General features: G+C 47.9%; 22 protein-coding genes and 1 other RNA gene. 8 read left to right on the top strand and 15 right to left on the bottom strand.

The annotated features are described in order from the left end of the window. Positions 1–94: 94 nt before the first annotated feature. Positions 95–448, bottom strand: an RNA gene (gene rnpB, locus CBX96_RS15050) — RNase P RNA component class A. Positions 449–523: 75 nt separating this feature from the next. After that, a complete protein-coding gene (gene rsmI / locus CBX96_RS15055) occupies positions 524–1,369 on the bottom strand; it encodes a 16S rRNA (cytidine(1402)-2'-O)-methyltransferase (protein ID WP_109287259.1) in 846 nt (281 codons plus the stop codon). Between the two features lie 88 nt (positions 1,370–1,457). Here rsmI and CBX96_RS15060 point away from each other — a divergent pair, with 88 nt between their 5' ends. The 4 genes from CBX96_RS15060 to dolP all read left to right on the top strand — a co-directional run bounded on the left by CBX96_RS15060 (position 1,458) and on the right by dolP (position 4,930). Further along, the gene (locus CBX96_RS15060; protein WP_109287260.1) at positions 1,458–3,344 is read left to right on the top strand and encodes a penicillin-binding protein activator; all 1,887 of its coding nucleotides are present in this window, start codon (positions 1,458–1,460) and stop codon (positions 3,342–3,344) included. Continuing rightward, positions 3,341–3,667: a YraN family protein gene (locus CBX96_RS15065; protein WP_023266395.1), complete on the top strand. Its 327-nt coding sequence runs from the start codon at positions 3,341–3,343 to the stop codon at positions 3,665–3,667. The genes CBX96_RS15060 and CBX96_RS15065 overlap by 4 nt, the downstream gene beginning before the upstream one ends. 106 nt (positions 3,668–3,773) lie before the next feature. Continuing rightward, positions 3,774–4,367 (top strand): phosphoheptose isomerase, encoded by a 594-nt coding sequence (locus tag CBX96_RS15070; protein ID WP_011070670.1) that lies wholly within the window; start codon positions 3,774–3,776, stop codon positions 4,365–4,367. Beyond that, positions 4,364–4,930 carry a division/outer membrane stress-associated lipid-binding lipoprotein gene (gene dolP / locus CBX96_RS15075; protein WP_011624409.1) on the top strand — a complete coding sequence of 189 codons (567 nt, stop codon included), beginning with the start codon at positions 4,364–4,366 and terminating at the stop codon, positions 4,928–4,930. The genes CBX96_RS15070 and dolP overlap by 4 nt, the downstream gene beginning before the upstream one ends. 18 nt (positions 4,931–4,948) lie before the next feature. On the opposite strand, the gene CBX96_RS15080 is transcribed toward dolP, so the two are convergent. After that, on the bottom strand, positions 4,949–5,869 hold the full coding sequence (locus CBX96_RS15080) for a DMT family transporter (RefSeq protein ID WP_011624824.1): 921 nt from the start codon (positions 5,867–5,869) through the stop codon (positions 4,949–4,951). Between the two features lie 120 nt (positions 5,870–5,989). On the opposite strand from CBX96_RS15080, the gene CBX96_RS15085 reads away from it, so the two are divergent. Continuing rightward, on the top strand, positions 5,990–6,862 hold the full coding sequence (locus CBX96_RS15085) for a LysR substrate-binding domain-containing protein (RefSeq protein ID WP_109287261.1): 873 nt from the start codon (positions 5,990–5,992) through the stop codon (positions 6,860–6,862). Between the two features lie 97 nt (positions 6,863–6,959). Here the strand turns inward: CBX96_RS15085 and trpS are convergent, their stop codons facing one another. From trpS to rpe, 3 genes are read right to left on the bottom strand one after another with little or no spacing between them, the layout of a single operon-like run. Beyond that, entirely contained in the window at positions 6,960–7,958 is a 999-nt protein-coding gene (trpS, locus tag CBX96_RS15090; RefSeq protein ID WP_011718615.1) for a tryptophan--tRNA ligase, read from the bottom strand. A gap of 36 nt (positions 7,959–7,994) precedes the next feature. Beyond that, positions 7,995–8,678 (bottom strand): phosphoglycolate phosphatase, encoded by a 684-nt coding sequence (locus CBX96_RS15095; RefSeq protein ID WP_109287262.1) that lies wholly within the window; start codon positions 8,676–8,678, stop codon positions 7,995–7,997. Beyond that, complete coding sequence (rpe, locus tag CBX96_RS15100; protein WP_011624821.1) at positions 8,678–9,355, bottom strand: ribulose-phosphate 3-epimerase; 678 nt, start codon at positions 9,353–9,355, stop codon at positions 8,678–8,680. The genes CBX96_RS15095 and rpe overlap by 1 nt, the downstream gene beginning before the upstream one ends. 262 nt (positions 9,356–9,617) lie before the next feature. On the opposite strand from rpe, the gene CBX96_RS15105 reads away from it, so the two are divergent. Together CBX96_RS15105 and CBX96_RS15110 are read left to right on the top strand one after the other, a co-directional pair. Then, positions 9,618–9,983: a hypothetical protein gene (locus CBX96_RS15105; RefSeq protein ID WP_109287263.1), complete on the top strand. Its 366-nt coding sequence runs from the start codon at positions 9,618–9,620 to the stop codon at positions 9,981–9,983. Next, positions 9,983–10,168: a DUF2970 domain-containing protein gene (locus CBX96_RS15110; protein WP_011624416.1), complete on the top strand. Its 186-nt coding sequence runs from the start codon at positions 9,983–9,985 to the stop codon at positions 10,166–10,168. The genes CBX96_RS15105 and CBX96_RS15110 overlap by 1 nt, the downstream gene beginning before the upstream one ends. 24 nt (positions 10,169–10,192) lie before the next feature. Here CBX96_RS15110 and CBX96_RS15115 read toward each other — a convergent pair whose 3' ends face one another. The 9 genes from CBX96_RS15115 to CBX96_RS15155 all read right to left on the bottom strand — a co-directional run bounded on the left by CBX96_RS15115 (position 10,193) and on the right by CBX96_RS15155 (position 19,200). Further along, positions 10,193–11,032, bottom strand: a complete 840-nt coding sequence (locus CBX96_RS15115) for a Dam family site-specific DNA-(adenine-N6)-methyltransferase (RefSeq protein ID WP_011718620.1) — start codon at positions 11,030–11,032, stop codon at positions 10,193–10,195. A gap of 48 nt (positions 11,033–11,080) precedes the next feature. Beyond that, complete coding sequence (locus CBX96_RS15120; RefSeq protein ID WP_109287264.1) at positions 11,081–12,496, bottom strand: AAA family ATPase; 1,416 nt, start codon at positions 12,494–12,496, stop codon at positions 11,081–11,083. Between the two features lie 18 nt (positions 12,497–12,514). Next, positions 12,515–13,594 carry a 3-dehydroquinate synthase gene (gene aroB, locus CBX96_RS15125; RefSeq protein ID WP_109287265.1) on the bottom strand — a complete coding sequence of 360 codons (1,080 nt, stop codon included), beginning with the start codon at positions 13,592–13,594 and terminating at the stop codon, positions 12,515–12,517. Between the two features lie 5 nt (positions 13,595–13,599). After that, positions 13,600–14,115, bottom strand: coding sequence for a shikimate kinase AroK (aroK, locus tag CBX96_RS15130; protein WP_011624420.1), 516 nt, complete (start codon positions 14,113–14,115; stop codon positions 13,600–13,602). Positions 14,116–14,334: 219 nt separating this feature from the next. Beyond that, positions 14,335–16,389: a type IV pilus secretin PilQ gene (locus CBX96_RS15135; RefSeq protein ID WP_109287266.1), complete on the bottom strand. Its 2,055-nt coding sequence runs from the start codon at positions 16,387–16,389 to the stop codon at positions 14,335–14,337. A gap of 21 nt (positions 16,390–16,410) precedes the next feature. Further along, entirely contained in the window at positions 16,411–16,926 is a 516-nt protein-coding gene (locus CBX96_RS15140) for a pilus assembly protein PilP (RefSeq protein ID WP_011718625.1), read from the bottom strand. Then, a complete protein-coding gene (locus CBX96_RS15145) occupies positions 16,926–17,552 on the bottom strand; it encodes a type 4a pilus biogenesis protein PilO (RefSeq protein ID WP_086904090.1) in 627 nt (208 codons plus the stop codon). Before CBX96_RS15145 ends, CBX96_RS15140 begins: the two co-directional genes overlap by 1 nt. Then, entirely contained in the window at positions 17,549–18,133 is a 585-nt protein-coding gene (locus CBX96_RS15150) for a PilN domain-containing protein (protein WP_086904089.1), read from the bottom strand. The genes CBX96_RS15145 and CBX96_RS15150 overlap by 4 nt, the downstream gene beginning before the upstream one ends. Beyond that, complete coding sequence (locus CBX96_RS15155) at positions 18,121–19,200, bottom strand: pilus assembly protein PilM (protein WP_086904088.1); 1,080 nt, start codon at positions 19,198–19,200, stop codon at positions 18,121–18,123. The genes CBX96_RS15150 and CBX96_RS15155 overlap by 13 nt, the downstream gene beginning before the upstream one ends. A gap of 191 nt (positions 19,201–19,391) precedes the next feature. Between CBX96_RS15155 and CBX96_RS15160 the strand changes: the two genes are divergently transcribed. Further along, positions 19,392–21,911, top strand: a complete 2,520-nt coding sequence (locus CBX96_RS15160) for a penicillin-binding protein 1A (RefSeq protein WP_109287267.1) — start codon at positions 19,392–19,394, stop codon at positions 21,909–21,911. Positions 21,912–21,940: the final 29 nt, after the last annotated feature.

Consider the following 21,940-nt stretch of genomic DNA (forward strand, 5'->3'; position numbering starts at 1 on the left):
TGCTATCAAACCCGCTAACCACTCAGCAAATAAAACTACTCTGCACATAAAAAGCCCGTTTACCTAATTTAGATAAACGGGCTTTTTACTGAATTTGATGAGTTGGCCGATAAGCCGGGTCCTGTCTTGGACAGTCATTCATCTAGGCCTGCAATCGCTCGCAGGCTCAAGCGACCTACCCGGTTCCAACGCGAGCCACGCCATACGGAACCCTATTTGGTCTTGCTTCGGGTGGAGTTTACCTTGCTACGGACTATTGCTAGCCGCACGGTGCGCTCTTACCGCACCCTTTCACCCTTACCACCTTAGCCTAGGCTATGATGGCGGTCTCCTCTCTGTTGCACTTGTCGTCGGTTCGCACCGCCCAGGCGTTACCTGGCACCCCGCTCTGTGAAGCCCGGACTTTCCTCCCCGCTCTTGCGAGCGCAGCGACTGTCTGGCCAACTCGGCGCGGATTATAGCCTAAGCAATCTGCGCGTACCACTGTTAATCCCGTCAGTGTGTGCCTATCTCAAAGATCCGCTTATAAATCCGACTCTAAACCGAACTTATACAGGGCATTCTTTTTAAGACCGTGAATTTGCGCGGCAATGGCGGCGGCCTTTTTGAGGGGCAATTCTTCACAGAGTAATTTCAAGGTGTTGATGGCGACAGTCGGAATGGCGTCATCATCCTCCGCGGCGCGATGCCCATGCACCATCAGCACTATCTCGCCTTTTTGCTGGTTAGGATCGCTACTGACCGTGGTCAACACCTCGGCCACAGAGCCAGATAGGAAGGTCTCGAAGGTTTTAGTGACTTCCCGAGCCATCACCACTTGCCTCTCGCCGCCTAACACTTCGACCATGGTCGTCAGGCTATGCTCGATGCGGTGCGGTGATTCATAAAAAATCAGCGTGCGAGGGTCTTCCTTAAGCTCGAGTAACTTATCGGCGCGCGCCTTCTCTTTAGAAGGTAAAAAGCCTTCGAAGGAGAAGCGATCCGACGGTAAACCCGACGCGCTTAATGCAGTAATCGCCGCGCAAGGGCCGGGCAATGGGATCACTCTGAACCCCGACTGGCACACATGGGAGACTAAGTGATAGCCAGGGTCAGAAATCAGCGGCGTGCCCGCATCGGAAATCAGCGCAATCGATTGCCCTGCGGCTAACTGCTCGACAATCCACTGGGCGCGAGCGCGCTCGTTGTGGTCATGCAATGCAATAGTTTTGGTAGAAATACCAAAATGACTCAATAACTTGCCGCTGTGGCGCGTATCTTCACAGGCAATCAATGCGACCTGAGTGAGCACTTCGATAGCACGTGGGCTCATGTCCCCCAAGTTACCAATGGGAGTGGGAACAATGTAGAGTGCGACGCTTTGGTCCATATATACCTCGGTAATGACAGTGCCAAGACTTTCGTCAAGCGCAAGAGAAGGTTAAACTAGAGGCAGCATCTTACCAGAGTGAAGCCCAGTGTTAAAAAGCCTGAATACAACTAAGTTCGTTTCCGTGGCCATTTTATCCGCAGTGTTGGCGGGTTGCGGCAGCCAAGCGCCCAGCTCAACCGGTACTGCCCCCACAGTGGCCACCTCTTTAGCCTCTGCACCATTGGCGCCCAATGTGTATTTAGCACAGGCCGCGAATAGTAAAGATCCGCAGCAGCGCGATACTAACCTGCTGCTGGCGGCGCATGCCTATATCAATGCCAATGACTATGCGGCGGCGCAGAAACTGCTGAAGTCGATGCAGCCAAGCCTGACTCAGACTCCTACTCTGGTGGCCGAGCATAAATACCTGACGGCGCGGGTATTAGAGCATACATCGACCTATGTCGAGGCGCTCAAGACTCTGAGCTATCCAAGCACTTGGGTTTTACCCGGCTGGCAAATGGCCGCGTATCATCAATTTAGAGCGCATTTGTTCCAGTTGAATAAGCAACCTATCGAACAAGTGCGCGAGCTGAGTTTATTGACCACCTATTTACCGCCCGCCGAGGCGAGTGAAGTCAATAACCAAATCTGGCAAGTGTTGCAGCCAATGCATGAGCAAACCCTGCAAACCTTTATCCGCGATGCCAACAACCCAGTATTTGCTGGTTGGTTGCAACTCGCCTATATCGCCAAACATTATGCGGTCGACCCCAATCAACTGGTTCGTTACTTAGGCGACTGGCAAAAGCAGAATCCTTATCATCCCGCGGCAGCCAAATTACCGACCGATTTGGATCGGGCACTCAATGCCAAGCCATTTATGCCGAAGAATATCGCCGTTTTGCTTCCGCTTACAGGCCAGCGCGCGGGTGCCGCCAACGCGATTCGCCAAGGGATTTTGGCCAGCTATTTAGCCAAACCTAATGAGCAGGTTGCGGTTAATTTTTACGATACCGCCAATGATGCCGTAGCGGCCTATCAGCAAGCGGTGAACGCGGGCGCCGAGTTTATTATTGGCCCCTTACTGCCAAATGAAATCGATCAATTGCTGGCACTGAACAGCAACACCAGCCCTGCGATCAGCACTCCATCGGGTTCTGCACCTACCGCGCCCGCAGTACCGACAGCACCAATCCCGCAGCTGTTTTTAAATCAAACCGATAAGTTTGTGCCCGATATCAATAAGTTCTACTTTGCACTGTCACCCGCCCAAGAAGCTGCCGATGCCGCAACGCGCATGTATCAAGATGGCGTGACTATGCCATTACTGCTCGCCAGCAACGATGCCACAGGCAAACGCATGGCAGAAAGCTTTATCCAAGCCTGGAAAAAGAAAAGCGATACCCCTATCGAAGTCTATTACTACGATGGTGGCGATAAGATGAAAACCACAGTGCAGGATGCACTCGGTGTCCGTGATAGCCAAGCGCGTATCGCGCGGATAAAGGAGCTGCTCGGTAATTCGGTACAGGCCGATTTTCGTTCGCGCCAAGATATCGATGCGATCTATATGATCTCGACGCCGCAGGATTTAACCTTGCTCAAGGCCTTTATCGATGTGAACTTCAGCGTCTTTACTCAGCCAGTGCCGCTGTACACCTCAAGCCGCAGCCGCATCGACAACGAATCGAGCCAAACGGCGCAGGATTTAAATAACCTGACCATGAGCGATGCACCTTGGCTGATGCAAAACAGTGAAGAAAACCTGATGGTTAACACACTATGGTCGGGCTGGAATAACGGCCAGAAACGCCTGTTCGTGATGGGCTATGATGCCATGGATTTGATCAGCAAACTGGCGCAGATGCGCTCATTCACGGGTTACCAGTTCAATGGTCGTAGCGGCGTGTTATCCGTCAATCCTGACGGCGTGATTAACCGCCAATTAAGCTGGGGACGCTATCAGAGAGGCAGTTTCCGTCAACTATGACACTCGGACAGCAGGCAGAGTCGCTCGCTCAAGGTTACCTCGAACAGCAAGGTTTAACCTTTGTCGAGCGCAATGTCCGCTATCCCTTTGGTGAAATAGACCTCGTCATGCGCCATAAACACCACTGGGTATTTGTTGAAGTAAAATATCGCTCAGCAAATCAATTTGGCGGCGCAATACAAGCACTTAGCAAAGCACAAATCGGCAGGATCCGCATGGCGGCCAGCCACTATTTACAGACGCATAAACTGGATGTGCCGTGCCGATTCGACGTTGTCGCCATCGAAGATGCGCAAATCCACTGGCTAGTCGATGCCTTTTAAACGAGACCTTCGACTCAGCTAATCGAATAATTTTTAACGCTTATGCCTCAACTCCACCGTGGAAATATGGCATCATAGCCACACTTTATCCTGAAAGGATGTATCCATGTTAGAACGCATTAAAGACAGCTTTACTGAATCTATCCAGACCAAAATCGATGCAGCCGAAGCACTGCCAGAATCCATCGCCAAAGCGGCCGAGATGATGGTGCAATGTCTTTTGGGCGGCAATAAAATTCTTGCCTGCGGTAACGGTGGCAGTGCCGGTGATGCTCAGCACTTCTCGGCCGAGCTATTAAACCGCTACGAAATTGAACGTCCACCATTGCCCGCGATTGCGCTGTCAACTGACACTTCAACCATCACTGCGATTGCCAACGACTACAGCTATGATGAGATTTTCTCAAAACAAATCTTAGCCTTAGGTCAACCTGGTGACATTCTGCTGGCGATTTCCACCAGCGGTAACTCAGGCAACGTGATTAAAGCCATGGAAGCCGCCCTGAGCCGCGATATGACGATCGTTGCCTTAACTGGTAAAGACGGTGGCGCGATGGCGGGATTACTGAGCGTGGGTGACGTGGAAATCCGTGTCCCCTCTAACGTGACGGCACGTATTCAAGAAGTACACTTACTGGTTATCCACTGCCTCTGTGACAATATCGACCGCACACTCTTCCCGCAGGACGAACAGCAATGAGATATGCTGCCCCACTGTTAATGGTTTGCATGCTGCTGCAAGGTTGCGCCGGTGCCGTTATGGTGGGCGCAGTCAGTGGCGCCATGATGGCCAACGATGAGCGTTCGGTGAAGACTCAGCTCGACGATACCAATACCGATTTTAAGATCACCAGTGCCCTGCTGGAGCATGAAGATCTGAAGAAACAAACGAATATCACGGGTGTTTCGGTTAACGGTAATGTGCTGATGATTGGCCAAGCCCCCAACTCTATGTTGAGGGATAAGGCGATTAAGGTCGTACAAGATCTTAAGCTTGGCGGTAAGATCCACAATCAGATCCGCATCGGTAACCCGACCTCTTTCACCACCCGTAGTAATGACACTTGGGTGACGACGAAAGTAAAGGGACGCATGCTCAACGAGAAAGAGTTGGATGTCACCCGCATTAAGGTCATCACTGAAAACGGTGAAGTCTTCCTACTCGGACTCATTCACCGCTCTCAGGCCGACATGGCGGTCGATATCGCGCGCAACACCGCGGGCGTGCGTAAAGTCGTTAAAGTATTCGAATACATCGAATAACCGATTGAGCCTAAGCCCTTAGGGTTTAGGCTCGCCTTCTACCGCTTCTAGTCCTAACGCTTTTACTTGGATGTTATCCATCACCTTGGGTGACTTGGCCATCCACATGCCAATCCAAGGTAAAAACAGTGACGGCAACACAATCAATGCGGCGCCCAGCCAACTTAGGCTATCTAACCATTCATCGAATAACAGCCAGCCCAAAAAGACGATAAATAACAGGCCTGTATATTCGGCAATCGCAATATCGCTCGCCTGCGCGCGACGATAGGCCAGCACGCAGAACCAGTGATAAATCAGCAAAAAAGCATTACTGAGTAGTGCTACGGCTAACAATCCCCAGCTCAGCCCCTCAAGTCCTTGAAAGGCCGCGATGATTAAAGTCGCAGGAATACCCAACAGGTTATACAACATTAAGGTTAATACTGGATGTTCAGTATTTGGGACTTTTTTCAGGGTCAACTGGTTGACGGCAAAGGTAAATGCCGAAAATAACACTGCCAACCCAAACCAGTTCATCTCACTCGGTCTGAGGATAATTAAGATCCCGACAAACCCGAGTAATGTGCATACCACTTGCCCTGTGGTGATCCGCTCCTTTAAAAACCAATAGCCCATCAGAATAATCATCAGCGGCGCCGAGTAAAACAGTGAGCTGACCGTCGCCAGCGGCAAAGCCATTAGGCCAATAATTAAAAAAAGCGCGCCAACCGAGCCTATGTTGGCACGCCAAAGGTGGACCGAAATATGTTCCGTCTTGGGTCGCTGTGAGTACAACCAAATGGGGATTAACATCAATACTGAAGTGATTTGTCTCACGAGTAGAAAAGTGGCCGCATTTGCATCTTCTGGCAGCCATTTGATCGATACATCGTAAAAAGCACTAAATAGATTACCCACTATCAATAAAATCAAACCGATAACTACAGGGCGCTGCATTTTTTACCATCCGAAAATCTCGATGCTGGCATGATAATCCCCACAAAACTTAAGCTGAAATGATGCTTTCTCATGCTAGATGAATTAAATTCATACTAAATCTTTTAGGCGTTGAAAATCATGAGAAAGCTTCCTCCATTACGCGCACTACAAGTCTTTGAGACCGCCGCAAGGCAACAGCATTTTTCCAAGGCTGCCGCCGAACTTTGCATTACCCAAAGCGCAGTTTCACACCAAGTGCGTGTATTGGAGGAGTACTTTGGTGAACAACTTTTTGATCGTCAGGGACGAAAATTACAACTCACGACTAAAGGCCAAAGCTTATTTATTGAGTTAGAAAGGATTTTTAATGAGTTAAGCGATCTTAATCTCAAGATCCGTGACACCCCGAACCAACAACTCTGTTTGGCGGTGTATAGCTCTTTTGCGGTGAAATGGTTGATCCCAAGATTAGCGGATTTTAGGCGCCAGTATCCCAGCGTTAAAATTCGCCTCGAGATGATCACTCAAGACCCCGATCTCAGCACCAGCACGGCCGATATCTTTATCGCGGGCAAACTCAATCAGCGCGGCTATTGGCAACAGTTACTGCATAAGGAGCGGCTCATCCCAGTATGTAGCCCGAGTTTTTACCCCAAGTGGCGTGATATTAACTTAAGCAATTTCCAGCAACAGGCACTACTGATTGTGGACGAGGGGCTGCTAGGACTCGATTGGCATAAATGGTCATCGGCCCACCAGATCCCACTGAATAATGAGCAACAACATATTTTTAGCCATATCGTAATGGCAATTGAGGCGGCAATTGCGGGCCAAGGCCTCGCCCTCGCCCCCGATTTTATGGTGGCAGGTGATATTAGCACCGGCAGACTGGTGGCGGTTAATCTGCCCGATGTTCATACGGGCTTTGAGTTTAGTTTTATCTGTAAGCAGCGCCGTCTGGCTGAACCCGCGATTGCAGCCTTTTCCTCTTGGCTAAAATCGCAGGCCTAAACGCTTAACCAACCCAATGAGTAACAGACATAAAAAAAGCCGACCTAAGAATTGGTCGGCTTAATAACGTGTTGTGTAATGGACTTTTTAGGGCAAATTACACTAACAAACCAATCTTCTCGTACACCTTTTTCAGCGTCACTTCGGCGCGAGCCTGGGCATTTTCGGCGCCCGCTCTCATCACTTGGTCGAGGTAAGCACGGTCGGCACGCAGCGCACGGTAACGCTCTTGCAGCGGCTCTAACATGCCCACTACCGCCTCACCTGCGGCACCTTTTAAGTGACCATACATCTTGCCTTCAAACTCGGCTTCGAGGCTGGCAATGCTTTGACCCGTGATACCCGACATTAAACTCAACAGGTTAGATACGCCTGGCTTGTTTTCCATATCGAAACGCACGACTGGCGGCTCGTCACTGTCGGTCATGGCTTTTTTCAACTTTTTCATGACCGCTTTTGGATCTTCAAGCAGGCCAATCACGTTGTTACGGTTGTCGTCCGACTTAGACATCTTCTTCAGCGGATCCTGCAGCGACATCACCTTAGCGCCATGCTCAGGAATAAAAGGCTCTGGAATGGTAAACGTCTCGCCGTAAGCGTTGTTAAAGCGAGTCGCGATATCACGTGTTAACTCAAGATGTTGTTTCTGATCTTGACCAACGGGGATTTCATTTGCTTGATAGAGCAGAATATCCGCCGCCATCAGTACAGGATAACCAAACAGACCGACGTTAATGTTGTTGGCGTGCTTTTGTGACTTATCCTTAAACTGCGTCATACGGCTCAATTCACCCATTTGGGTATAGCAATTTAACGCCCAACCCAGTTGGGTATGCTGTGGCACTTGGGATTGGATAAACACTGTGCTCTTCTTTGGATCGACACCACAGGCTAAATACAGTGCAAGCGTATCTAAACAGGCTTCACGCAATGCTTGAGGGTCTTGGCGCACGGTAATGGCATGCAAGTCCACCACACAATATAGGCAGTCGTGGCTATCTTGCATGGCAACCCATTGACGCAATGCACCCATGTAGTTACCTATGGTTAATTCGCCGGACGGCTGTGCACCGCTGAGTACTATGGGTTTGGTCATTACGTCATTGCTCCAAATAAAGATAAAAAGATTCGATTAAACTGGCTGAGCGAGATTTAGCCAGCGCAGGATCTCGACAAACTGCTCGCATACAGCGTCAGGGCCAGTGAGCCCAATATCTTCACCGTAGTTGTAGCCATAGGTCAAGCCGATTGATGCAACACCCGCCGCTTTCGCCGCTAAAATGTCATTTTTAGAATCGCCCACCATCAACAACTCACTTTTATCGAGTTGCCATTCGGCTAATAGATGCTCGAGCGGTAATGGATCGGGCTTCATCTTCGCCAGCGAATCACCACCAAGCACTAAGCTAAAGAAGTCATTAATCTTAAAGGCTTCAAGCAAGGGCAAGGTAAAGCGATAGGGCTTGTTGGTCACCACCGCCAGCTTAAATCCCGCATCAAACAGGATTTGCAGCACTTGGTGCACATCGGCATAGAGTGCACTGTGCTTCTCAAGATTTTCTTGATAGTGATGCATAAAGATGGGCATAGCCGCATCCAATGCCGTTTGCTCAACGTCTGTACCTAAAGCGTGACTCATGGCGCGGCGCATCAGCATTTCAGCGCCATTGCCCACCCAAGTTCTCACCTGTGCCTCGGTACACGTTGCTAAACCTAATTCGGCGAGTGCCGCCTGGGTCGCGACCGCAAGATCGGGCACACTGTCAATCAGTGTGCCGTCGAGATCAAAGGCAATCGCTTTAATCTGTTCCCGCATTATTTGACCTCAACTTTCGCCAACTCGGCGCGCATCTCGTCGACGACGGCTTTATAGTCTGGCTTACCGAAAATGGCAGAACCTGCGACAAACATATCGGCGCCTGCGGCGGCGATTTCGGCAATGTTATCCACTTTAACGCCACCATCGACCTCTAAGCGAATATCGAAACCACTGGCATCGATACGCTCACGCACTTGGCGTAGTTTATCTAAAGTCGAAGGAATAAAGGATTGCCCACCAAAACCTGGGTTGACCGACATCAGCAGAATCACATCTAGCTTATCCATTACATGGTCAAGATAGTGCAGCGGTGTTGCCGGGTTAAACACTAAACCTGCTTTACAACCCGATTCTTTAATCAGTTGCAGAGTGCGGTCGATATGCTCAGAGGCCTCGGGATGGAAAGTAATAATAGACGCACCCGCCTTGGCAAAATCAGGCACGATACGATCAACAGGCTTAACCATTAAATGCACATCGATATCGGCCGTGATGCCATAGTCACGTAACGCTTTGCACACCATAGGGCCAATGGTTAAGTTGGGCACATAGTGGTTATCCATCACATCAAAATGCACTACGTCAGCCCCTGCATCTAACACGGCTTTAACGTCATCCCCTAAACGGGCGAAATCGGCGGATAAAATCGATGGAGCAATTAAAAATGGGCGCATAGGACACTCGCTGCTATTGAACAAAAAGTGCCTTATTTTACCCTTAGCTAGGTAATGCCTCTATAGCAAATGCCACATTTATCGCGATTGAAACCCAATAGAGGCGCAATCGGCGCGCTCATAACGTACGGTAAACTCAAGGAGATGCTGAAGCGTTAGAAAGATTTTAGTGAAGATTGATAAATTATTGTTCATAAACTAAGCGAGTTTGTTATACTCGGGTCGCTATCGTGGATCATTTAGTGGTTGCAAAGGAAGTATCATGAAGGGGCGGTTAACACAGTTTTCACACATTTTAGGCTCGGTGACCTTTAAGTCATCGATGATGTTGGCATTTACCGCAGTGGTAGTCGCCTCCTTAGCCTTTGGCGTGGAAAAACTCACCGCGAGTAACGATAGCTCTGCCTGTGCTTGTAGTAGCGATACTCGTTACAACAACAGCTTACCTAGCAACCATCCAAATAATCGCTGTGCCGAACAGGCGCAAACCTTAAGCTGGAAGACTTGGCTCACTGGTAAAAATCGCTCTAGCCAGTTCCATTTTGTCGACTTGCTTGAATTACTCCATGGTCATCAAGACAAACCTATCGATGACCTGAAGCCCGCTAATTCACAACAGTCATATTGATGCTAAGCCGGATCTGGCAAGTCTTTCATAGTACGATAGCCGCCTTCTTTGGGGTGCAGTCAGATAGAAATCGTCAAAAAGACTTCCAGACCAACTCGCCATTACCCTATATCTTGATGGGGATAGTGTTAGCAATTGCCTTGGTCGCCAGCCTGATTCTACTTGTTAGCCAAGTCGTTGGTTAAACCACTCGATACGACAACTTAGTATCAATCATCCTGCGGATCATAATTCTCATCGTACAACGCAATCAGCTCGTCGACTTTGTTGCGACCACTGCCATTTTGGCTAATGTTGCGTTGCACTTGGATCTTGGCAAGGTGAGCACCGCGATACAACTCACGTGTCAGTGGAATATCATGGTTACTGATCACGACAGGAATGCGTTGCTCTAACGCCATGTGCCGCGAATAACGCGCCAGCAGCGCCTGATCATCTAGGCTAAAACCCGCACCAACATAGGTGGTAAAACTCGCAGTGGTCGAGAGCGGCGCATAGGGCGGATCGCAATAAATCACATCGCCAGTACGGATTTGCTCGAAGGCTTTTTCATAGCCGATGCACTTAAACTCGGCGCGCTGAGCTTTCTTTGAAAAGGCTAGGATTTCTTTCTCAGGGAAATACGGTTTCTTGTATGAGCCAAAGGGCACATTAAAGCCCCCTTTGCGGTTATAACGGCATAGGCCATTAAAACCATGGCGATTCAAGTACAGAAAATAAACCGAGCGCAAAAAAGGATCGCGGGATTTATTAAAGTCTGTACGCACGCGGTAGTAGGCATCCTTTTGATTCATCTCATCGACGAATAGCTTTTTGGCCGCCGCAATGTATTCGGCAGGCCTTTCTTTCACTATGTTGTAGAGATTGATCAGATCTTGATTGATGTCGCAGAGTAAATAGCTGGGGTAGTCAGTATTTAAAAAGACTGAACCTGCGCCGACAAAGGGCTCAACTAAACGCTCACCTGTCGGTAAGTAGTTCGCGAGCTCATCCACCAATTTAAATTTTCCGCCGGCCCATTTCAGGAAGGCTCTATGTTTTTTGATCATTTAACTTGATGAATGCCGACAAAAATAAAGGCCATGATTGTACTCTGTTTATTCTGAAATTTCACCGCTTGAGCGCGTTTCTTGTAGTTGATAACCGCCGAGTTCTGCCCATTTTTTTATCAGAGGTTGGCTAAGATGATACTCTTTGACCAATTCTGCAGCCGCCTGCTGTGCCGATTGACTGTCGTTAAACTGCCCTACTAACACCACCCAAAACTGTTTGTATTTGGCGACTCGCACCTCTGGCACATTATGCAGTTTCTTAAGGAGCGACTGTACAGTTTCACGCTGGGAGACTGTCGCAATTTGGATCGCATAGCCCGTTTTCGGCCGCGCAGATACTGGCGATGCAGGCTCAGGAGTTGCATTCACCACCTGAGTAGCGGAGTCATCTTTCGCGTGCTCTGTAGGAGCTGGCGCAGGCTCTGCCTCATCAACCTCGGTGACGGTGCTGTCGCCCTTACTTGTCGCTTCATCGACTGGTGGCGCTATGTCTGTCTCTCCTTCCACTTGAGGCTCTTCCCCATGGAACTTAGCTAATGGGTCCGCTTGTTCCACCGCTTCCGCTAATAATGCCTGCGCTAACGACTCGGCTCGCTGCCTAAAATACGGCGCTAGTATCTGTTTGCCATGAGCAAGAAACTCTGCGGAATCCACAGCAGGATAAGTCACGACCTCAAGAATTGGCTCACCGGAAAAGGGTTTAGCCAGACCAAGCCAAATTACTATGGTAATCAGCACACTGGCGAGCCCAATTAGCGCGACTTTGTATTGTGTCCATACTGATTTTTTCTCATCCTGACCATGTAGAGCCAACTCCAGCAAGGACACCACCTCCTGAGGAGTGCCCGTTTGCTTCTCAAGCTGAGCGCGCACTATGTCCCTTGGCGTAAACGGATTTTGGTCACTATATCGCAGCAAGGTTTGATACAGCGCTTCGCGCTCCGGCAGGCTTAAGGGATCAATGCTGACTGACAGAATTTGTCGTCTTAACGACTCTGGCAGCTGAGGGAGTAAGTCGGCTAGAAATGCAGGCGGTACAGCCAACGTCACGGCGATACGCTGACCCGCGCATTGCACTTGATTGAGTATGATGCACTCGGCCCACAATTCTTTAGAGAGTAAATGGGCATCATCGATAATGATGTGCAGCGGCTTACTTTGTTTCGGCGCGACGCGCAGTATGGTTTCAGCGAGGGAGATTTCATCATCAAAAATCGGAGATGACACTAATTGCACTAAAATCTTGCGACGAATTTCAGCATTATCGGCGTGCATAGGACAAATGACTAACGCAGCATTCGACTCATCAAAATCTGTGGCTAACGCCGTGAGCAGAGTCGTCTTCCCCGAACCGTGCGCGCCCACAAGCACCAGCAGCTGGTCGCTATAACTGGCCACATGATGCAATCTTTCTACGAGGGCTTCCTGTGAAGGAAGCAAGACTTGCCCCTGAAACGTCACTCATCCACCACACAAGGTTTATGCGCAGCAGATAACCTGTTCTAGGGTAGATTCAGGAACTTGGCTAAAGACATCAGCTCGACCAATGGCCGTCGGGAGTACCAGCCGGATCTGACCACCTAAGACTTTCTTATCGCGACGCATATGTTTAATAAAACTGTCGAAATCCATCGATTCCGGCGCTGTTACTGGCAGATCGAAAGCGTGGAACAATTGTACAATACGACGAACAATTGACTCATCAATCAATCCCATGAACTTAGCCGTTTGTGCAGCAAGGACTGTGCCAGCCGCAACCGCTTCACCATGCAGCCAATTACCATAGCCCATCTCGGCTTCAATCGCATGGCCAAAGGTATGCCCAAGGTTTAATAGCGCGCGGACGCCCTGCTCGGTCTCATCCTGACTCACGACATCGGCTTTAATCTCACAGCAGCGAGAAATCGCATAGACCAAAGCTTGGGTATCTAGGCTTTTCAATGCCGGAACATTGTTCTCAAGCCATTGAAAAAACTCAGCATCCCACATGATGCCATACTTAATGACTTCTGCCATCCCCGCAGCGAATTCTCGCGCAGGCAAGGTCTGTAAGCATTCAGTATCTATAATGACGATCTGTGGCTGATAAAAAGCCCCGATCATATTTTTGCCAAGCGGATGATTAACGGCGGTTTTTCCGCCAACGGAGGAATCTACTTGTGATAATAGCGTGGTCGGTATTTGAATAAAATCGACACCACGTTGGTAACAAGCAGCGGCAAAACCCGTCATGTCACCAATCACTCCGCCACCGAGGGCCACCAGCACTGAATCACGGCCATAATTGCGTTGCAGCAAAGCCGTATAAATAGAATCTAAATGCGTTAAATCTTTAAATTGCTCGCCATCGGGAAGGATGACGCTAGATACCTCACCAAACGAAGCCATCGTGTCTTGGATCTGCTTAAGATACAAAGGCGCGACAGTTTCATTGGTGACGATAAGGATACGTTTTTTCAGCAGGTAGCGAGACAAGGTCTCGCTATCACTCATCAAATTCTGGCCAATATAAATGGGATAACTGCGTTCACCTAAATCAACCTGAATTTGTTGTGTCATTCTGCCTAGAAACCTAATTTCTCTATGATTTGATTCGCAACAACCTTTGCACTTTGATCGTCAGTTTTAACGATCACATCTGCAATTTCTTCGTACAGAGGGTTACGGATTTCTGCGAGGTTCTCTAATACTTCTCGCGGATCATCTACTTGCAGTAATGGGCGACGCTTATCTCTTTGAGTACGCGCAACCTGTTTGTCGATCGTGGTTTCGAGATACACCACGATACCGCGAGCAGATAAATGATTACGGATATCTTTGCTCTGAACTGAACCACCACCAGTGGCAAGGACAATACCCTGTTTTTCAGACAGATCAGCAATAACCTGAGCCTCACGACGGCGGAAACCCTCTTCGCCTTCGACGTCAAACACCCAAGCAATATCTGCGCCTGTGCGTTGCTCAATCTCTTGATCTGAATCGTGGAATTCTAAATGCAGCATTTGCGCCAGATGGCGACCAATTGTGCTTTTACCTGCGCCCATTGGGCCTACCAGAAAAATATTACGTTTTTCAGCCATTTCTTGTACGTCTGAATCTTAATGAAAAGTATGCCTATATCGACTCACGATCAAGCCGACCTACTGTATGTTACCTTGCTCTTATGAGACTTGACCGGGGATTATCTCAGTTTCATGTCTAGTCTGGCAAGTGATGCACGCTATTTATGATAAGAATTGTATTTCAGACACAATAAAGCCAGCAAGGTATGCTGGCTTTATTCGACTCGTAACAAACGATTAGAGTTTCTCGTTCACAATTTTAGGCGTCACGAAAATCAACAGCTCTTGGCGCTCATTCTTGTCAGTAGTGTTACGGAATAAGAAGCCAACTAAAGGAATGTCACCCAAGATAGGCACCTTGCTCACGCGGCTGATTAAATTCTGCTGATAGATACCACCGAGCACAATGGTTTCCCCATTATCCACTAACACTTGCGTACCAATACGTTGAGTATCGATAGCGACTGCCGGACCTGTGGGTGTATCCACCGTTTTACCCTGAGAGTCTTGAGTGATTTCAAGATCCAGAATCACGCGGTTATCAGGGGTAATTTGTGGTGTCACTCTTAATGACAATACCGCCTTCTTAAAGGTCACCGACGTCGCACCGCTGGAAGTGGATTGCACATAAGGGATTTCCACACCCTGCTCGATATACGCCGCTTTTTGGTTAGAGGTGGTAATGCGAGGACTCGCGATAATCTCACCTTTGTTTTCCTGCTCAAGCGCACTCAGCTCTAAGTCTAAGATAGTGCCATCGGCAAGCTTTGCCACATGGAAAGCGATGCTGGTTGGATTTGTCACCGCCGCAGGTAAATTCACATTCAGACGATTATCCAGCGTTGGCACAGTACCATTGGCAATGCTGCCTGCGCCTTCAAGGGTTCCTGACGTCCCTTTGCTACCCTGCTGATCAGTCACGCCCCAACGGATACCTAAATCTTCAGACACGTCGTCCTTTACCGTGACCATGCGAGATTCAATCAACACTTGGCGGATAGGAATATCGAGCACTTCAACCAAACGATGGATATTCTCGATGATTTCAGCGGTATCTTTCACTAACACTGTGTTGGTACGCTCATCGACGGCCACTGAGCCACGTGGGGACAATAAACTAGAATCTGCCCCTTTGAGTAACTCGGCAATATCAGTCGCCTTGGCATAATTGATTTGCAGATACTCAGAGTAGAGTGGCGCAAGCTCTTTTACTTCCTGCTTATTCTTGAGGTTTTGGCTTTCGCGAATCGCCAACTCTTCACTTGGCGCCACCATCAAAATATTACCTTCGATACGCTTGTCGAGTCCTTTAGTTTGCAGGATCAAATCCAATGCTTGATCCCAAGGCACGTCATCGAGTCTTAAGGTGATATCCCCCTCAACCGTGTCACTAGTAACTAAGTTGAAGTTGTTGTAGTCGGCAATAATCTGCAACACAGTACGGACTGAAATATTCTGGAAATTTAACGAAAGGGTTTTTCCGTTATATTTCTTTACCTCTTTGGTCGCCGCAGCGCGCTCTACTTTGTTAATTGAGAGCCTAAAGAGATTATCTTCCTGTTTGTAATTGAACTCATAGTTACCCGAGACATCGACTAAAATCCGGGTCGTTAAATCGTCCTTAAAGGTTTCAAAATGCTTTACCGGTGTGGAGAAATCCTGCACATCCATCACATATAACAAGTCGCTGTTAATATCTGTGTTGTAAAGCTGAACCTCAAGCTTGGCACCAATTTGTTCAACGTTCGCGGCAACCGAGCGATTATTCAAATAGACTAATAAATCACCACCGCCATTTGCATTGCGACGAAAATCGATATTTTTAACGCTATTAACGAACGGATTATTACCAGCTTGTGAGCCTGCGACTTCATCGTTAATAGTTAAACGATAAGAATTACCAACGACACTACCTTGATATGGTTTAACCTTAGATAAGCCCAATGTCACCATTAAATGGGTATCTTGCTGCGCCGTCACTAAGTCCTTCACACCGACTTGATTAATCGGCAGACGGTCCTTAGACAGTCCAGAAATACTGTCATCGAAGGTTAATACCAACTGAGCAGGAGAAGCATTAGAGTCAATTGTGGGCGCGCTAATTGCCTCCTCAAATACTAACTCGACTTCTAATTGATGATCGACAAGAGCATGGTATTTGACATCCATCAACCTATTTGCCGCAAAACTCGATGGCAAAAATCCAAATACTAATGCGATCCCAATAACAGACTTGGCTAAGCCTGAAGATAAAAACGATAACGGGATTTTTATCGCGGCAGAAGATTTCATTATTCCCTCATCCTTCGCTTGTTATTTTCCAGAAAGTTCGATGTTGTTTGTACGTTCAGACCAACAACCAGAACCATCCGGAATTAATTCTACAACTTCCACATTTTGAGAAGTCACTTTCGCTATATGTCCATTAAACAATCCAAGATACTCACCTACGCCCATCCGATATACACTGCCATCATTGGTTTCAATAAGCGCCCAAATCGAATTTCCTTCGCTTAAGGTGCCGCGCATTTTTAGATTGTCTAAAGCATAGGTTTCTAAACGACCTTTCCGACGTTTTAAATCAGGCTGTAAGCAGTTTTTGCTGGTATCAACCACTTCTTCCGTTAACTCTCGAGAAGGTGGGACAAAGGGGCTACGCATTAATTCAGCTTGATACGCAAAATGCTCAAACTTAGGTGGCTCTTTTAAGGGTGGAATATGCGCCACATGCTGTGCCTTGGTAGTAGTAACAAATAGCTCTAAATCACTACGATCGCCAACACAACCCATTAAAAAAAGACTTAATGCTAACAGAGGTAAGAGTTTCATTATTTCTTCCCCTTGTTATTGGCTGCATTTTCGGGAGGTAATTCTGCTCCCTCTTTAAAGCGATAGGTTTTGGCCAAGATATCCATGGCTAGATTACCGCTCTCGTCGCGCTTAATCGTAAAGTCGTGCAAGCTGACGATACGAGGTAGTTTAGCCACGCCGCTGACCATATTGCCGATTTGATGATAATCACCTGTGACAGACATTTTTATCGGGAACTCAATATAGAAATCCCGCTGAATTTCAGGTTCCCAATTTAAGCTATTAATCCGTAATCCGGCGTCAGTGGCCACAAAGGTTAAGTCATCGAGCAGCCCTGGCATTTCATTTTCAGAAGGCAGCATTTTGAGTAGCTCGGCAAATTGCTCCTCCATCACAGCTAACTGTTCACGGTATAATTTAAGGTTGGCGGCAAGCTGATATTTAGTCTTAAAATCCTCTCTCAGCTGCTCTTCCTTTGTTTGCTCCGCGTTATACACATCGATAGCATCCGAAACCACGAGAAAATAACCCGCAGCGAACACGCAAAGCGCCAATAGCACAGCGAAAAATACTTTGACTTGGTTTGGCCAACCGCCGATGTTCTCAAAATCGATATCATTAAACTGACTTAGATCGAGCTTCATTTACTCGCTCCTTTTGCCGTTTTAATAGGCTCATCAGCCATGGCACCTTTAATGCTCACTCTTAAGCTAAAGCGTTGTAATTGTCTTAGCTCATCATCTTGAGACACGATAGATTGCATATTGGGATCGGTTAACCATTCGGATGCCTTCACCTTACGCATCATGTTGGCCACGTTGTTGTTCGATTCACTGCGGCCTTCAATCAGTAATAAACTGCCTTTTTTCTCTAGACTAGATAGATATATTCCGGGCGGCACGATACGCACCAGCTCATCTAATACGTGTGTCGGCAAATTACGGGATTGCTGAAGGTTCAAAATGATCTCGGTCCGACGCTCAATATCTTTCTTACGCTCGGTGATCTTTTTAATCTCGGCGATTTGCGCATCGAGTTGTTGAATCTCGGACTGCAAATAAGCATTCCGTCCGCGCTGTTCATCGGTCATCATGTCGAGTAAAGACAAGGCTACATAGACTAAAACTGCTGAGCCTAAAAATACCGCCGCTAATATTCCAATATAATCGCGCTTCTGCTTTTCTCTTGCTTCTTCACGCCAAGGAAGCAGGTTTATGTTCGCCATTGACCGTAGCTCCTCAGCGCTAAGCCACAAGCAACCATATATTTGCTAATGCTAGGTTGCAGTATATTTTTAACGGATTCATCCGCGTGCAGACACCCTTGGAAAGGATCGGCAATAATCGTGTGGACGCCTAACTCATTCGTTAATAAGTTAGCCATGCCTTCCAGTTTAGATGTTCCACCGCATAATACGAGATAATCGACTTTATCTTTGCCACTCGACGTACAATAAATTTGTAGCGTTCGTTTAATTTGTTGCAGTAATTGCGTTTGGAAGGGAGATAGCACTTCGAACATATAATTACGTGGCAAATCACCTTCAATTTTGGCCTTCTCTGCTTGTTCGTAGGACATGCCATAAAAAGACAGAATCGACTGAGTAAATAACTCACCGCCAAAGGCTTGCTCACGAATAAATGTTGTTTCGCCCGACTCCACCACACTGAAGGTCGTCATGTTGGCGCCAATATCGACCATGGCTACCGCCTTCTGCCGAGCGCCTTCGGGTAACTGCCCTAGCACCAGCTCAACGGCTCTGCCCAGAGCATAACCTTCCACATCAACAACTTTGGTTTCGAGCTCGACTTCATCGAGCGCATCGACTCTGGCATCAATATTGTCAGTGCGGCACGCGCTCAGTAGCACATCAACCTTAGAAGGATCGGTGCTGTTGACATTTAAGGTTTCAAAATCAATGCTAACTTCATCGAGGGAGTATGGGATCAGGTTATCGGCTTCAATCTCAATTTGCGCTTCCATTTCCTCCTCGCTCAGCGAGGCATCCATGTAGATAACCTTAGTCATCACCGCAGAACCTGAGACCGCAACCGCTGCATATTTAACCGACTTAGGCAAAATACGCTTAATCTGTTTGAGACATTCAACAACGGCATCGGCATCACGAATATCATGATCGTTAATAGCCCCCTTTTTTACGGGAACCGCTGCATGACTTAGTATTTTATATCCATCAGCAGTCTTACTCAGCAGAATAGCCTTTACTTCATGGGAACCAATATCAATCCCGACCATTTGCGGAGCCTGACGCTTCCATAAATTTGAAAGCATAGTCCGTTGTCACTTTATTATTTGTATTCAGTAGTAAAAGAGATTAGCACAAAATCAACCCGTTATACGTATTTGTATAGAATGTTTCAAGATTTTACAAACGCTATTTTAGGGACATCACGTTTTTGCTTCACCCAAACGTGTGCGCCTTATATACTGTCGCACTTAACTGAACATTAGGATCAATTTAGGTGAAGTGGTTAAAACGTATTGTTATAGCTCTATTCAGTCTAGCCCTTTTGGGCGTAGGCGCCATTGTTGCAGCATACTTTTATGTTTTGCCGGATCTGCCGGATGTATCGACACTAAAAAATGTGCAATTACAAACACCTTTGCGCATTTACAGTAGCGATGGCAAGCTCATCTCTCAGTTTGGTGAGAAGCGTCGCATTCCGCTGAAACTCGAAGAAGTGCCTAAACCGCTGCTCCAAGCCTTCCTCGCCACCGAGGATGCACGCTTTTATGAGCACGGCGGTATCGATCCTGTTGGGGTGATGCGTGCCGCAATCGTCATGCTCACCACGGGCGAAAAGAAGCAAGGCGCGAGTACTATCACCATGCAGGTGGCGCGTAACTTCTTCCTGACCCGCGACAAGACCATTATTCGTAAAGTGAAGGAAATTTTTATTTCCTACCACATCGAGCAATTGTTAACTAAAGATGAGATTTTAGAACTCTACGTTAACCGTATTTATTTAGGTCAGAGAGCCTATGGTGTCGGCGCGGCTGCTCAAGTGTATTTTGGTAAAAACGTTCAAGATCTGACGCTTTCCGAAATGAGTATGATCGCGGGCCTCCCTAAAGCACCGTCAACCCTAAACCCTATTACCTCCCCTTCACGCGCACTCGCACGCCGCAACGTGGTATTGATGCGAATGAACGAAGTGGGCTACATCAGCAAGGCTGAATACCAAGCTGCAGTGCAAGAGCCGCTCGTCGCCAAATACCATGGCGCTGAAATTGATCTTTACGCCCCTTATATCTCTGAAATGGCTCGAGATTACATGGTGCAAAAATACGGTGAAGAAGAGGCCTACACCAATGGCTATAACGTCTACACCACAATTTCATCAGAGCAGCAACTGCTAGCACAGCAAGCATTACGTAATAACGTCTATGCCTATGATGAGCGCCACGGTTACCGAGGTCCTGCGGCGGTTCTTTGGACCGACACCAAGCCGGACGATGCACAAATCAAAGCCGAGCTCGCAAAAATTACGCCTGTACAAGAGTTGCAACCTGCTGCGGTATTAAACATCGATGGTCAGCAAGCCAGCGTGTTAACCGCCAAGGGCGAAACCAAAGTCATTAAGTGGGATGGCCTAAAATGGGCGCGCAAATTTATCACCGATAAACGCCAAGGCTCGGTACCAAAATCGGCTTCCGATATGCTAAAAGTCGGTGAGCGCATTTGGATCCGCGATAACGGTCAGTACTTACAATTATCGCAAGTGCCAGAAGTGGCCAGTGCCACTGTTGCACTCGATCCTACAAATGGTGCTATCCGTACCTTAGTGGGTGGCTACAGCTTCAGCCAAAGCCAATACAACCGTGTAACTCAAGCGAAACGCCAATTAGGTTCGAATATTAAACCTTTCATCTATGCTGCGGCATTAGAGAAAGGCTTTACCCTCGCGACTCTGATTAACAACGCGCCGATTAACAAACCCGATATTAGCCAAGGTACTGCGTGGCGTCCTAAAAACTCGCCCGATATCTATGGCGGTCCAACCCGTCTGCGTGTGGGCTTAGCGCAATCGATCAACGTAATGTCGGTTCGTGCCATGCGCCATATTGGTTTAGATGCGGCTATCGCCGAATTGACTAAGTTTGGCTTCGATCCTAACGACTTACCTCGTAACGAGTCGTTAGCCTTAGGTTCTCCTTCAGTCACCCCGCTACAAGTGGCAACCGCTTTTAACGTGTTCGCAAACGGTGGCTTCTTGGTTGAACCTTACTATATCGAACGAGTAGAAGACTCCTTCGGTAATGTGATTGAGAAGGCAAATCCAACCTTAGCCTGTAAACCTAACAACAGCTCTGTGCAGCTTAGCAGCGATCCAATGGGTTTTGGTGAGCCAACCACTCAAACCGATGAACCTGTCGCCCATTGCTTTGAGCAAACAGGCCGTTATGCTCCGCAAATTATCTCTGAACAAACGGCATTCCTGATCACCGAAGCGCTGAAGAGCGTGATCTGGGGTGGTGGCGATTGGAGTAAAGGCACTGGCTGGCAAGGTACAGCTTGGCGTGCAGCGCAATTAATCAAACGTCATGATATTGCAGGTAAAACCGGTACCACCAACGAATCACGCGATACTTGGTTCAGTGGTTTTGGCCCGACACTTACCAGCACCTTCTGGGTTGGGTTTGATGACCATGGTCGCCAGTTAGGCAGAACCGCATGGAACTCCAACGGTGAGAAGGATCAGATCACGGGTACCGAGGCGGGCGCTAAGACAGCAGGCCCAGGCTGGAACGAGTTCATGAATAACGTGCTGAAGGGCGTACCCGAAACCACAGCAATTCCGCCAGAAGGGATTGTCTCGGTGCGGATCGATCTGGCGACCGGCAAGCTGACTCGTAAGACAGACTACACTAGCGCATTTGAATACTTTATCTCGGGCACTGAACCTAAGGAATATATCAGTGAAAGCCAAGATGAAAACAACCTATTCATCGATGCGCCGACAGACGATTTATTCCAATAAAATAAATCACCATAAAAAAACGCGACCCT

The organism is Shewanella sp. BC20 (assembly GCF_003129585.1).
In the GTDB taxonomy this organism is placed as follows: Bacteria; Pseudomonadota; Gammaproteobacteria; order Enterobacterales; family Shewanellaceae; genus Shewanella; species Shewanella seohaensis.